Below are 12,843 nucleotides of genomic sequence, written 5' to 3'. Positions count from 1 at the left end.
CCCAGTCTTCCACGAGGATCACCCTTTCCTCCTGACCTTGATCAGCAAGGCCAGAATGAGATGAAGATCCACAAATGGGTCAGTATTGACACGCCGTCAAAGGGTCAGAGTTCGACCGTCGCCGACATGAGCTCCTCCAGCGCGTCCGCTATGGGTGTCCCCGCGGCATTGAGAGCTGCCGCCAATGCTCCGAGCGGCTCCAGTGGAACTCCTGGTGGATTCAGTTTGGCATCCGCCTTGACGCGGTACCGATCGTGCATGCGTGCTCCATTCATGGTGCGGCGGGGTTGGCGCAAGGAGTTCAGCGACTCCGGGTGTGCTGGGTGACAAAGGTGTAGCCGGGCGGCAGCTCCCAGCCGTCAGCCTTGCCGAGCCTGCGGCAGTGCTCGCGGAAAGCGGCGCGTTGCGCCTCGCTGGGAGATTTCCCCGGCTGCAGGCGCCGCAAGTGACCGAAGACACAGTAGGGCGTTACCGGTGTCGGCAGAGCCTGCCGTCTCATCACGTCGCCGGTCGGGGCACGGTGCTCTACAGGCATGGGGTTCGGGGTGTAGCCGACGAGCGGAATCCGTGGCTCGCCCTCCCAAGCGGGGAAGTGGAGATGTCCGTCGGCGTCATGGCTGCCGACGGCGGAGTACAGCTCGCCCTTGGTAAGGAGCTGTACCACCGCGGCCTCCAGGCCGGTGGTCTGAGAGGCCGCCGGAGGCCGGCCATAGACGGCGACGGGCAGGGCGGTCCGGTCCAGCAGGGCGTGCCCGTCAAGGGTGAGGAGGCCACAGCGGCGTACAACACGCATCACCAGCTGCTCAGGGCCGAGACCGGTCGGGGAGTCGTGGGTACGTGTACTGCCGGGTACGTCTTCGCGAGTGAGAACCCCCGCGTCGTACCGGTGCGAGATGGTGCGTCCATCCACCACCATGGGGACCTCGAGCAGGCTGGTGGTCGCCCGGATGACGCGTCCGCCTCGTGGCCACTGGAAGCGGAGTTCGAGCCCAGGGAAGAAGTCCAGAGGCCATTCGACACCCAGCAATCGGCCCGTTCCTCCCGCGTCGTCGAACAGGATGTCCTGTACCGCCTCCGACTCATCCAGCTCACCTCCCGGATGCGCCAGCTCCAGGCGGACTGGAGACTGCCCGCTCAGACCACGCAGTTCGTCAGCGACGATCGGGCGCAGCGGGAAGGAGCAGTCCATCAGGTGGGTGAGCCTCAAGGACATCCGCCATGCCACCTCGCTGTCGCTGATCCGCAGCAGCTGGCCCGTCACGAGTCCGGCGTCGTCCAGGGGCTGGTCGACAGGTTCGAGATGAGGAACGTCCATGGCCCCGGCCACCTGCTCCGCAGGCTCGTGGCGCTTCTCCTCGGCCGCTCCCGGCATCGCGGACGATCCCCTCGGCGGGGCTGCGGGCTGTACCGACGTGCGCCAGCCGAGCCCAGCGGGGGTCAGGGGGTCACTCATCGGCTCGTGCGTGGCCGGGTGGCACGACCGCCACACCCCGCCTCCTTCAAACGCGTCGTCGAGGGTGACTCGCGTTCCATCGGCGAAAAAACCGTTCTCGCTCTCCCCCCGCAGCACGTCGGCAAGTGCCAGATTGGCTCTGCACACGGCTGCCGCATAACCGACGCCGGTCAGCAGCGGATCGGCTTCGGGAAAGTCGTACAGCCGCGGGCCCACCGCGGTGTACACCGTGGTCGTACTCGGCATTCCATGGCGTCGCTTGGTGACGGGCTTGGCGGCCCGCTGCAGGGCTGCGGCGAGTGTGCCCATGTCGTCGCCCCCGAGCGGGCCTCGGTCCTTCCAGCATTGGGCTAGGGCCTCGCACGTCATGGCGTAGGACCGCCACATCCGCAGTTTGTCGCTCGATACGAGCACGCGCCGGATCACGGCCAGGAGCCGTGACAACGCACCGCGCAGGACGTGCTCCTCCTTCCCGCCCGTCAGATCGGTGAGCGGCACGGGCACGAGGGGGCTCAGGAACTGCTCACGGGCCGCGGTCAGCAGATAGTCGGCATACGTCGCGCCGTCATCCGCCCTCGCCGCCTCGTGGGACGGATGGACGGCGTCGACCAGGAGGTGTCCCTGCCGGTCGAGCCAACGTGCTTGGTCGCGCAGCCGGTTCAGCTGGGCCGGGCTCGGGCTCAGCGCGCTGCCGAAGGCGTGGAAATCAGGGATGAGCAGTTCACGACGTACGGGATCATCCTCGTGGACGTTCAGGAGGCCCGGCCCCGAGGCGCCGGCTGGTGCCCCGGATATCCAGGCGGGTACGTCACCGAGGGAGCTGACTCCCGGATGTCGTCCTTCCTTGTACACGATCTCCGCATACAGCGGCTGCGCCCCGGTGGCGATGTGGACCATGGCTCCGACGGGCAGAGCCGGGGAGCGTCCTCCGAAGGAGACGATGGGGAACGCGTCCAGATCGAGCGGACTCGATCCGTATCCCTCTCCCCCGAGGTCGTAACCGAAATAGGTCGCGTTGAAGGCGACCGACACATGAACGGGGGCACGTCTGAGCGCGGAGAGTCCCTCCAGGTAGTGCCGCAGGCGTTCAAGCTCGGCCGCCGGTACGGCGTCATACCCGTCAGTCATCGCCGGTGTCAGCAGCGGTTCGTCGACGTAGGGCTGCCACAGTCCTGGGGAACCGCTGTCCGGCGCCTCGGTCATCGTTTCCTGCCTTCGTTCTCGTCCCTCCCGGTGTGGGTTTGCGCTGCGGTCGGCCCCAGGGTCCTGCGGGCGTGCCATCGGCCGTCTTCAGTACTCGACGCGGCTCCTGTCTCGGCCAACCGGAGCAGGCTCTTCTCGACTTCCCCGTAGGAAAGGTCGACGCGCCCGCCGAAGTGCCTGCTGTCCCGCAGCGTCCTGGGCAACGGCACCCGCCGTTGCCGCAGTGGATGGTAGGGCGCTTCCTCCCCGCGCAGCGCATGCCAGAGCATTCGCGGATGGATGCCTCCGCGCATCAGCCGGACAAGACGGTAGACGTGGTGGTCGAGGCGTCGGGTGCGCATGGTGCTGTCAGCGCTGCCACCGGCTTGGGGAGCCGCACTCTCGAACGCTTGGGCTACAGCGGGGCGTCGCTCGTTCGCCGGCCAGTCAGGTACGACCCAGCAGGCCGAGCACCGGCAGCGCGCGTTGCCGCAGCAGCCCTCGGGGAGTTCCGGCGTACCGAAGTAGTCGGCGAACTTCCGGTGGGCGCACGTGGTGGTGTCCTCGAAGAAGTCCTTGAGCAGAGCAAGTTCCCCGGCCGCCCGGGCAGTGCGGCGGGCGAGGAGAGGGAGGAAGCCACCGGGCAGGCGCCGATGATGGACGGCGAGGCCGGTCACCAGCCGACGGCTGGGGGCAGCGGACACGTCCAGCAGCCCTCGGTCATGCAGGTCAGCGAGAATCTCCCACGTTCCGGCAGGGCCATCCGCGAGATCCCGGTAGTCATCGATGTACCGCGCGAGGCAGGAGTCGACTGCTTCGACACGCAGGTGTGAGTGGGTCGGCATCGCGAGCACGGCGGACACAAGCCGTTGTTCCACGGCGTCTCCCCGCCCGTGGGCGGTCTCACCGGCCTTGACGACGCAGAGCGGCGGGTAATCGCCCAAGTCGGTGACGGCCCCGAGGTCGGCCAAGGCGCTGAAAGCGCGCATGACCCCCGTTCTGTAGCGCTCCACGGCATGACTGCTGCGAAGTTCACTCTCGTTCAGCACACCTGCGGCGACATCCTCCATCATGAGGTCCTCGGCCACTGCGGTGGCGTCCAGGCTGCTCCGTGCGCTGAGCACCGCTTGTCCCATTCGACGCAGCACCGGCACGGGCAAGTCCTGTCCGGTCATGAACCGCACCGTGCGCAGTCCTCGATTGGTGGCCAGGGCGAGAGCCGTGTTGACCGGTCCGTCCTTCTCGGCGGCACGGCCCGTGCTGTCGCGGCCCGCCCGCCCGATCTGCTGGTAGAGCGCAGCCAGGTCAGTGGGCGGCGACACGCAGAACACCGTACGGACATCGGGCCGGTTGACTCCGAGGCCGAAGGCAGAGGTGGCCACGGTGACAACGGGAGCGAACCCTTCGGCTCCCTGCCGAGGGGTCTCACGGAACTCCGTCATGACTGCGGACTTCTCCGCTTCCGTCAGCCGGCCGTGGAACCGCAGCACCCGCACACCGTTGTTGCCCACGTACTCGGCCAGGTGCGCATGGAGGGCGTTGACCTCTTTGACGGTGAGGCAGTAGAAGATCGCGTGACCGTCGAGAGTGTCCACGACCTGCTCGGCAAGACCCACCACACCACCGGAGCCGGGCTGCTTCAGTGACCTCCGGAATACGGCCAGTTCGGGCCTGATCGGGTTCTCCCGCACGGTCACCAGACCGCCGCGTGCCGGCCGGGCCGCTTCGGCGCGTTCCTGTGCCGAACCGGCGGCGGACGGCTCCGGCGCCATGCCGAACAGGCCTTCCCGTAAGGCCCCATGGACGGAGCGATTGGCTGTGGCGGTGACCGCGGTGACCGGAAGTCCGAACTCTTCCCGAAGCTCCGTGAGGAAGCGGCCGACCCTCCGCATACTGGGCCGGAAGTCCTCCCACTGAGCCATGGTGTGCGCCTCGTCCACGGCGATGCGGGTAACCGTTCCCCGGGCCACCGCTTGCCGCACGAGCTCACGGAAGCGGCGCTGACACAGTCGTTCGGGGCTGACGTACACCAGCCGTATGCCGTGTTCCTCACGCCCTTGGAGCTGATCGGCGACCTCGGTCTTACCAGCCCGGCTGCTGGACTCACGCAGCGGCGAAATCAATGCTCGGACCGCTCCACCGATGGACCGGTTGAGTTCGAGGGCCTGGTCGTGCATCAACGCCACGAGAGGGCTGATGACAATGGTGACACCTGGGAGAACGAGAGCAGGCAGCTGAAAGGTGAAGCTCTTCCCGAAGCCGGTGGGCAGCAGCCCCAGGACATTGCGTCCTTCGGCGACTGCGCGGATCACCCTCTGCTGGGCAGGCTTGAGGGCGACGGGCTCGTCCGAGAGACCGAGCAGTCCACCGACAAGTGCGGCACGGCGAAGAACCTCGGCGGTGAGCAGGCCGTCGCCAGACAGCCGCTCGACTTCGTCCCGGGTAAGCGCCAAGTCCCGGATACGACGCGTGTGCGGCAGCAACGTATGGCGGTCGAGTGCGGCGTCCGTGCACAGCTCGGATGCCCTGTCAGCAGACAGGAGCCCTTCGCGAGCCATGAACCCCCAGATGCGGCGCCAGCCGTCCGCCATGGTGGCTACATTGCCGCCGCCTGCCTCCCGGGTGACCGGGTCGGGGTGCAGCAGTCCCTCGTCGAGACTGCCGAGAAACACACGACGGTAGGCACGGCGCAGGCCGGTGTGGCCGCCGAGCTTGCGGTCGCTGAGGACGATGACTCCTCGATGCCGTTCGGAACGGATGAGGCGTCCAACAGCCTGACGCAGTTGGAGCGCGGCCAGAGGCAGGTAATAACCCTCTGTGGCTGCCCCGTCCGGATCAGGGTGCCCCGCTTCGTCGGCGCGCTCCCGTACCGCGGCTCGCCGCGCTTCGATGACGGGTGCGGCGAAAGGGGCGAAGGGCAGCTTGTTGATCCACACCAGGCGCAACAGCTGTTCGTCACGGACATCGACGCCCTGCCAGAGCCCCTTGGTGCCTACGAGGAACCCGCCGCCACGGGCTGTGTCGGTGAACTCCGCGAAGGCACGGCCGTTGCCGAGAGCCAGCGCGTTGCGGACCGGTGCCGTGAGGGAACGCGCGCGCAGTTCCCGCTCCAGCAGGTCGCCGATACCCGCCGCAGTGGCGCGGGCCGTGGTGAGCACCATCGCCCCGCCGTCGTGCCCGTCCCCGGCCGGACGCAATGAGGTCATCTCCTCCGCATATCCGGCAAGTTGGTGAGCGACCGTGTGCATGGCTCCCTTTTCCTGCTCCGCCCAGGAAGGGAAATCGGAGAAGCACACCAGCTCCGCCTGGCGCGCCAGATTGAACGGGGAGGGGAGAGCGAGGGCAGGAAGGTCTTCGGCCAGACCGAGCCGTTCGCGCACGAAGGTCCATTCACCGGCAACACGTAAGGTCGCGGAGACATAGTGAACGCGCTTGAAGGACTCCAGGTAGCGCCCCCACTCGGGATCGGCCGGCAGATCGATGGGGCTTGAGGCGATCCGGAAGCGATAGGAGCGGAGTCCCGGCTCCGGCTCGCCGAGCTCCTCCAGGTACACCACCCGCGATGGCGCCGCATCACCCCGCGTTCCGTCGAGAGCGACCGCGGCAGGACGTAACAGGGCATCGGTATCGGAGATGAGGCGGTCAAGGGCAGCTGTGCAGTCCCCGGCACGCCGACCGAGGCCGCGCACCCGCTCCTGGACGAGCATGTCGAGTTCCGCCACGTGTTCGGCGAGGTAGTGGGCGAGCGAGGCACCGACGACACTGACCGCGCGCGAGACCCGGACCAACATCTGCTGGATGCGGCGGGCGTCCTGGGTTCCCGCTGTGCCGGCGTAAGGACTGGCCAGTACTGCCGTGCGATTGCCGACTCGTACGCCGACTCCCTTGGCCCTGGCGTCGAAAGCACGGGCAACGAGGCGAGGGAATCGCTCGTCGTCGAACAGTTCCTCCAGCGCGGCGACAGCATGGACAACCCGGTCACGGGAATCGCCCTTGCGTGCATCGGCAAGCCAGGAGCGGCATTCGGCGAGCAGATCCTCCATGTCGCGGTAGTCGGCTGTCACGCTCAGCGCCGAGGTAGCGGCATTCTCCAGTTCGTGAGCCTCGTCGACGATGAGCAGGGCCTCCGGCCCGAGAGCTCGCAGGTCGTCGAGGTGGGCAAGGACGAGCGCGTGGTTGGCGAGGACGAGCCGGTGCCCGGAGATGGCCTCCCGCACGGTGTCCGTGAATGGGGCGAGCGGGGTGTCGGCCCCGGACCGGTAGTCGCCGTCACGCTGCGACAACGCCTGCAGCCAGAGCGTCAGCTCGTAACCCGCGTAATCAGAAAAGAAGGGAGGCAGATCGACGGGGTCGACGGACCTTGCCGTCCAGGACCACGGGGCTTCGGTGCACGCCCGTAATCGTGTGAGCAGGTAGACAGCCAACTCGCGAAAACGGGTCTTCTCCACGACGCGGGTCCGGCCGCGCCCTGTGGGGCGTACACATGCGGCCTCGGCGAGCACCGATGTCAAAGCCGCCAGCGAGAGCCGGCTGCTCTGCCCTTTGACCAGGTCCGCGATACCGAGAATGCCGGGAAAGGCGCGTTCGAGGTCCTTGAGGTCAGCAGCCATCTGGTTCTGAAGCTGCTTGGTGAACGTGGCGATGACAGCGGTGCGTTCCGGAGCCCCCGCCAGCCACTCGAGAGCCGCTGCGAGCACCGCGTAGCTCTTGCCCGTACCGGTGGGTGCCTCCAACAGCCCTGCGACGCCCTGGGCAGTCCACTCGTGCAGGGTGTCCGCCATACGCTGCTGCGCGGACCGCGGCTCAGCCCTGCCCCCGTGCACCGCGGCGGCGAGCCGCGAAGGAGCCACCCTGCCGTCCGCACCACGCAGCGTCCCGGGCACCCGGACGGCGGCCCGGCCATGGCGCCCGCGCCGCGGCCTGTGCCGGGACTGCAGCAGCTCCCCGAGCAGCTGCGAGACACCCTGCCGGTCCCAGACCTCCTCGGCACGATGAGAGCCGAACACCCCCGACGGAGCCAGCTCCTTCAGCACCTGCCAGCCGGGGGAATCGGCACAGACGGCAGCCACCAGTCGAGCCAATCCGGGTTCCCAGCGGGCCACTTCAACGGACGCCCGCTTCAGCACCCGGATCAGCAGTTCGGCATCGTCGGGAGCCGAGTGCGCGTGCAGACCCGGCATAGGAAGGCTCACGTCCTCGGCAATCGCGTGAAGCCTGTGCGATGACGCCGTCGGCCACACTGCATGAGCGAGGTACAGGCCGTCAGCCAGAACACGGCCCTCCAGCGGGTCCTCGCACCCCACACGGGCCGCAGCTTCTCTCACCAGAGGAAAGTCGAGTCCGGTGCCGTTGTATGCGATGACGACGTCCGCTTCGGAGACAAACCCGGCAAGCTCCGCCCACGCCTGCCGGGGAGCCACGCCTTCGTCGCGGACGCGCTCCCGCACAGCCGCGGCCCGAATCTCCTCCTCGTCACAGGCGAGGCGGATGTGCCGCTCCCAGAGCGGCGCATCCGAGTTCCACTCGTCGTCGGTCCCGAAACGCACAGCAGCAGCTTGGTAGACATGCCGTTCCAGGTAGGGCTCCGCAGGACCGGTCAGCACAAGGCTCTCCACGTCCAAGGCGACGAACCTGCGGCCTCGCCATTCGGACGCCCTGCACGGAGAGGCGGCCGCAGTCACGGAGGGTTTACCGGCTGCCGTCAGCAGTCCGTCCACGGCGTCCACGAGCAGCCCGGCAGCCACCGCCTGCTCGACCAGCTTCAACAGACGCACTTCGGGCAGCGTCTCGTACCGCTGCCGTGCCTCAGCAGCCAGCCTGTCACGGGTGATGCCCTCCGGGTAGCCCCGGACCAGCTCCACGATTTTCCGGACCGCGGCTGGAACCCGCTCTTCCATGCTCATGACCACCCCCTCCACCTGCGGGTCGCCCCACCACGCAGACGGCTGATTACCGCAGGCTACGCCCCGCGCCCCCGCCGGCGAGCCTGCTTCATGCACATTGCTTCCGGAGATTACGGCACGCACCTCCGGAGAGCGCCGGTTCGCCGGATCACTCGGCCCTCATCGCGCAGCCCCTGGTTCCGCGGCCCGCCCCGACGCGCTCGACACAGAGACCGTGGCGGTCAAGCTCACGTCACAAGGCTGATGCATCCCGTACCGCTCCGTCACCGAGCGTCCGACCGCATAGACCCAGGAATAAAAAAAAGTTACCGGCGAGCCATATGACTCACCGGTAACTTGGAATCTGCCGAGACGATCTTGCGAGCATCCCTACATGTGTCCGAGGGGGGACTTGAACCCCCACGCCCGATAAAGGGCACTAGCACCTCAAGCTAGCGCGTCTGCCATTCCGCCACCCGGACCAGGTGTTTGTCTTCGTGGGGCGTTCCCCGCGGCGACATGGATAACAATACCAAGGTTTCGGAGTGCCGTTTACCGCGGTGCCGAGGCTGGACATAAGCTGCGTTTATGCCCAAATCCGGACAGGCTGGGGCGTCGAATGGGCTGGTGCGGCGCAGGCCCCGCCCGCTCTCGCCCCTGCGGGAGCACCTGCGGGACACCTTCTGGTTCGCGCCGGCCCTGGGGCTGGTGGGAGCCGCCGCGCTGGCCGCGGTGGCGCTCTTCCTCGACAGCCTGCTGATCACGTGGCTCCAGCGGGACGGCGACTACGCCACGGTCTCCGACCTGATCGACATCGCCGACGACACCAAGACGATCATCACGACCGTGGGCTCGGCGATGCTGACCTTCATCGGCGTGGTGTTCTCGATCAGCCTGGTCGCGCTGCAGATGGCCAGCGGGCAGATGTCACCGCGCGTGGTGCGGCTGTACGTACGCAGCCGGATCACCAAGTGCACGTTCGCGTGGTTCCTGGCGACGTTCCTGTTCGCGCTGCTGGTGCAGGCCTCGTACCAGGGGGACACCGATCCGCGGACGGTGGAGACGGTGCCGTTCGTCTCCAGCATCGCCTGCGTGCTGATGGTGCTGGTGAGCCTGGGGCTCTTCGTCGCGTATGTGAACTCGACGCTCCGGCTGATGCGGGTCGTCCACGTCATCGACCACATCGCCCGCGAGTCCTTCCGCGTACTGGACCGGCACGCGGCGGCAGGCGGCACGGCCCCCGGGCTCGCCCCGCCCGTCGCCACCGTCATCCACCGGGGGCGGGCCGGAGTGCTGCGGGACGTGAACATCGCCCGGCTGGTGCGGGTGGCGCGGCGGTACGGGGTGGTGCTGCGGCTGATCCCGCGGATCGGGGACTTCGTGGTGCCGGGGATGCCGGTGCTCGCGGTGCACGGCGGGACGGGTCCCCCGCCGCGGGCTCTGCGCCGCACCGTGTCGGTCGGGGTCGAGCGGACCTTCCACCAGGATCTGGGCTTCGGGCTCCGGCAGCTGTCCGACATCGCGCTGCGGGCCCTGTCCCCCGCCGTCAACGACCCGACGACCGCCGTCCAGTGCCTCGACCGCATCGTCCAGATCCTCGCCGCCGTCGCGGGCCGCCCGCTGGGCGCCCTCCAGCACTGCGACCGGCAGGGCACGGTGCGGCTGGTCCAGGACCTCCCGGGCTGGACGGACCTCGTCGACCTGGGCTTCACGGAGATCCGCGGCTGCGCGACGTCCGCTCCGCAGGTGACGCGCCGTCTGATGGCGGCGCTGGCGGACCTGACGGCCCTGGCCCCGCCCGAGCGCTGCGCGGCGCTCGCGCGGCATCGGGTTCTGCTGGAGCAGGCGGTGGAGCGGGGGACTCCGGAGGCGGCGGACCGCACGTTCGCCTTGCGGCCGGACCGGCAGGGGATCGGGTAGTTCTTCGTGTGCGGGTGAGTGGGGCTTCTCGCGCCGTTCCCCGCGCCCCTAAAAGCCGCCCACGAGCTCGGTCGCCCATGCTCGTCCGGCGACTGCGGGCCGGTGGGGACTTCTCGCGCAGTTCCCCGCGCCCCTGACGGGGCGCGGCCCGGACGGGCGGAGAGCCGACAACCGGCGCAGGTGCCCCCTACGGACAGCCGACCTCCGGTGGAGGGGGCGGCCGGAGGGCGGGTTCTGAAACGACGGTGCATGGATCACGGTTCCCCACTCGAATCGGCCGCACGCACCGCGTTTCAGGTTCCGGCCGGAGGCCCCGCCCCCGGCCCACACACCACCACCGGACGACCCGGGCCGGTCGGGTGCGCCGTGCCCCCGATAGGGTCGAGCCGTGGCGCTCAAGAACATCCCCGATCCCGGGTTCGCAGACGACAACGGTTCCGCCGACCCCGAGCTGGCCGCGGCCCTCGCCGCGTGGGCGGCCGATCCCGCCGCGGAGCCGCGCGTGCTCGCCGCCCTCCGTGGCGCCCGGCTGCTCGTGCCGGTGGTCGCCGTGCTGGGCGAGGTCGAGACCGGGCCGGACGGCCTGAAGCGCGAGAAGACCAGTGACATGGCCGTGCCGACGTTCCAGGCGCCGGACGGCCGCAAGGCGCTGCCCGCGTTCACGTCCGTCGAGACGCTGGCCCGGTGGCGGGCGGACGCCCGGCCCGTCGCCGTGCCGCTGCACCAGGCGCTCCAGGCGGCCGCGCACGAGCGGGCGGACACCATCGTCTTCGACATCGCGGGCCCCGTGCCGTACCCGCTGACCGGCCCGGCGCTGCTCGCGCTCGCGGAGGGGCGGGAGAGCGCCGACCCGCTGGCCGACCCGGCCGTGACGGACGCGCTGCGCGCGGTGCTGGACGCCGAGCCTGGCGTGCGCCGCGCCCATCTGGTGGCATCCACCGAGGCGGACGGCACCCTGGCCCTGGAGCCCGCCGCGGGCACCGCGCCCGGCGAGGTCGCCCAGCGGATCGCCGGGGCGCTGGCCGCCGACGAGGTGCTGCGCGCCCGGCTCGTGCGCGGCCTGGACCTCGCGCTGCTGCCGCCGGGCGCGGAGGTCCCGGGGGAGCCCCTCTTCAGCCGCTGAGCACAGCGGCTCCGACAAGCCTCCAACAGGCGACTCGTCCTGGTTCGTCCGACAATGCGAAGACAGTCGACGATGCTCAGGAGGGCGCCATGGACGCCGCCAAACTGGGGGCACTGCGTCTTGACCGCCTGGACCCCGTCCAGGTGAGGACCTTCACGGCAGAATTCCTCGGCACCGCGCTGCTGGTGTTCTTCGCCGTCGGTTCGGCCGTCCTCGCGGCCGACTACATCGGCGTGCTCGGCATCGCGCTGGCCTTCGGCTTCACGCTGCTGGCCCTCGCGTACGCGCTGGGGCCGGTCTCGGGCTGCCACGTCAACCCGGCGGTGACGCTCGGGTCCTTCCTGGAAGGCCGGATCTCGCTGCGTACGGCCATCGAGTACTGGATCGCCCAGATCCTCGGCGGCATCGTGGGCGCGGCGGTGCTGTTCCTGCTGGCCAAGCAGGTGCCGGGGCTCAAGACGCACGGGGCCTTCGGCAGCAACGGCTTCTCGGAGCGGTCGGCCCTGCACGTCGACGCGGGCGGGGCGTTCCTGGCGGAGGTCGTCCTGACCTTCCTGCTCGTCTTCGTCTATCTCGCGGTGACCCACAAGATCGCGGTGGTGGGCTTCGACGGGCTGCCCATCGGCCTGGCCCTCGCCGTGATCCACCTGGTGGGCATCCCGCTGACGGGTACGTCGGTGAACCCGGCCCGCAGCATCGGCCCGGCGCTCTTCGCGGGCGGGGGTGCGCTGTCCCAGCTGTGGCTGTTCATCGTGGCCCCGCTGGTCGGCGGCGCGCTCGCGGCCTTCGCGCACCAGGCGACGCACCCGCGCATGGGGCCCGCGAACCTCGCCGACGAGCTGACGAAGAACCCCTACCCCCGCTCCGACACCGGCCCGAAGACCGGTGCCTGAGCCGGAGGGGCGGGAAGCGCCGGTCTCAGCCGAAGACCGGGCCCGTGAACTTCTCGCCCGGGCCCTGGCCCGGCTCGTCCGGGACGACGGACGCCTCGCGGAACGCCAGCTGCAGCGAGCGCAGGCCGTCGCGCAGCGGGCCCGCGTGGAAGTTGCTGATCTCGGTGGCGCCCGCGGTGACCAGACCGGCGAGCGCGGTGATCAGCTTCCGGGCCTCGTCGAGGTCCTTGTGGTCCTCGCCGCCCTCGGCGAGGCCGAGGTTGACCGCCGCCGAGCTCATCAGGTGCACCGCGACCGTGGTGATCACCTCGACCGCGGGCACGTCCGCGATGTCACGGGTCAGGGTGTCGAAGTCCGGCGCCTGCTCAGGGGCGGCGGCGGGGACGGACT

6 protein-coding genes and 1 tRNA gene are annotated in these 12,843 nt (G+C 69.3%); 3 read left to right on the top strand and 4 right to left on the bottom strand.

What is annotated here, in order from left to right:
• Positions 1-301 precede the first annotated feature (301 nt).
• The 3 genes from K6I34_RS18570 to K6I34_RS18560 form a co-directional block, all read right to left on the bottom strand.
• Positions 302-2,656 (bottom strand): hypothetical protein, encoded by a 2,355-nt coding sequence (locus tag K6I34_RS18570; protein ID WP_229327401.1) that lies wholly within the window; start codon positions 2,654-2,656, stop codon positions 302-304.
• Positions 2,653-8,538, bottom strand: coding sequence for a DEAD/DEAH box helicase (locus K6I34_RS18565; RefSeq protein WP_229327400.1), 5,886 nt, complete (start codon positions 8,536-8,538; stop codon positions 2,653-2,655). The genes K6I34_RS18570 and K6I34_RS18565 overlap by 4 nt, the downstream gene beginning before the upstream one ends.
• Positions 8,539-8,914: 376 nt before the next feature.
• Positions 8,915-8,999: transfer RNA gene (locus K6I34_RS18560), tRNA-Leu, on the bottom strand.
• Positions 9,000-9,105: 106 nt separating this feature from the next.
• Here K6I34_RS18560 and K6I34_RS18555 point away from each other — a divergent pair.
• From K6I34_RS18555 to K6I34_RS18545, 3 genes are all read left to right on the top strand, one after another.
• Positions 9,106-10,437, top strand: a complete 1,332-nt coding sequence (locus K6I34_RS18555; RefSeq protein WP_229327399.1) for a DUF2254 domain-containing protein — start codon at positions 9,106-9,108, stop codon at positions 10,435-10,437.
• A 388-nt stretch (positions 10,438-10,825) separates the two neighbouring features.
• Entirely contained in the window at positions 10,826-11,560 is a 735-nt protein-coding gene (locus K6I34_RS18550) for an SseB family protein (protein ID WP_229327398.1), read from the top strand.
• Between the two features lie 89 nt (positions 11,561-11,649).
• Positions 11,650-12,453 (top strand): MIP family channel protein, encoded by an 804-nt coding sequence (locus K6I34_RS18545; RefSeq protein ID WP_229327397.1) that lies wholly within the window; start codon positions 11,650-11,652, stop codon positions 12,451-12,453.
• A 25-nt stretch (positions 12,454-12,478) separates the two neighbouring features.
• Here the strand turns inward: K6I34_RS18545 and K6I34_RS18540 are convergent, their stop codons facing one another.
• Positions 12,479-12,796: a DUF1844 domain-containing protein gene (locus K6I34_RS18540; RefSeq protein ID WP_229327402.1), complete on the bottom strand. Its 318-nt coding sequence runs from the start codon at positions 12,794-12,796 to the stop codon at positions 12,479-12,481.
• Positions 12,797-12,843 lie beyond the last annotated feature (47 nt).

Source organism: Streptomyces sp. UNOC14_S4, assembly GCF_020740835.1.
Lineage (GTDB): Bacteria > Actinomycetota > Actinomycetes > Streptomycetales > Streptomycetaceae > Streptomyces.
Note: the sequence above shows the minus strand (reverse complement) of the source record. Positions and strands in the feature narration are given on the sequence as shown.